The 1303-nt window shown below is 62.2% G+C and carries 1 protein-coding gene; it reads right to left on the bottom strand.

All coding sequences use genetic code 11. The annotated features are described in order from the left end of the window. Window positions 1-1303: right-handed parallel beta-helix repeat-containing protein (locus ACI48D_RS25990; RefSeq protein WP_435574131.1), on the bottom strand; the 1303-nt coding region annotated here is incomplete at both ends.

The following is a 1303-nucleotide window of genomic DNA, read 5'->3' as shown; positions in this document are numbered from 1 at the left end:
GTTGTAGGTCTGCTCGCCGACGGTCGAGTTGAAGGTATTGCCGGTCACCTGGTTGTTGCGGATGTTGCCGCTATCCTGGGTGAACGCCAGGTGGGTCACCGCGTTCGTGTCGAACTTGTTATTGGTGATCACGTTGTTGAAGGCATTGTGCAGCAACATGCCGAGGGTGCTCTTGGTGACGGTATTGCCGGTCACGGTGACGCCGTTGGCGAAGTCGTCCAGATAGATGGCGATGCTTTCGGTACCTTTGATGTTGCTGACGGTGTTGCCCTGGATCTTCAGGGTCAGCGGCAGCTGGTCACGCGCACCGGTATAGATGCCACCGCAGTCGTTCAGGCGGGCACAGGCGGTATCGACCGTGCTGTTGAGCACGTTGGTATTACGGTTGTGCAGCACGCTGATGCCGTGGTAAGCCGAGTTCGCCACACGCACGTTCTGGATCGTGTTGCCCGAACCGTCGCCGAAGAAGATCGCGGCGTCGCTCGGCGTGGTCATGCCGACCATGCCGGTGTTGGTGACCGAGGTGTTGCTCACGACCGCACCGGTGATCGAATACCAGCCATCGATACCGTTATGGCGCGCATTCGACACGCTGCTCTGGTCGACGGTCAGGCTCTTGCTGCCGCTGGCCCAGATACCGTCGTTCTCGGCGTTGACGATGTCGGTGTTCAGCACCTTCAGGCCGGTCGAGGTATTGGCGCTGATGCCGTTGGTGGTCGCGAAGACCTTGACGTTGTTGACCGTGATGCCGCTCGAGTTGTCGGCATTGATACCGTTGGCGTTCGGGGAAGCCCATGCACGGCCCTCGGGGCTCAGGCCATCCGCGGTCCAGACATACAGGCGGCCGTTCTGCACTGCCCATTCGCCGGGCATGTCCAGCATCCACAGCTTGCCTTCGACATAGAAGGGCTTGGCGGTGCTGACGCTGTTGGTGCTCAGGGCCTGGATCTTGGCAACCGACTGGTTGTCCAGGTACACCTGGGTGGCGCCGCTCAGGTCGGTGCTCGGCATGCCGCTGGTGCTGGTGGCCCAGCCCGAGTTCGGCCAGTGTGCCTTGTTGGCCGGGGCGCCAGCGATGGCCACCTGGGTCGGGGTGAAGCTGATCGGAGCGGAATAGATATTGCCGCTGTACTTGGTCCAGCCAGTGATGGCGCTACCCGGCGAAATGGTGGCCTTGCCGCAGGTGCCGGTCGTGGTGACGGTCACGTTCGACTTGCCGTTCAGGTCCAGCGTGCCCTGGTAGGTCGTGCCGCACTGCAGGTTGACCGTGGCGCCGCTGGCGATATTCGTCGGCACCGGCAGC

It is taken from the genome of Massilia sp. LXY-6, assembly GCF_051233485.1.
Taxonomy (GTDB): Bacteria; Pseudomonadota; Gammaproteobacteria; order Burkholderiales; family Burkholderiaceae_D; genus Telluria.
Note: the sequence above shows the minus strand (reverse complement) of the source record. Positions and strands in the feature narration are given on the sequence as shown.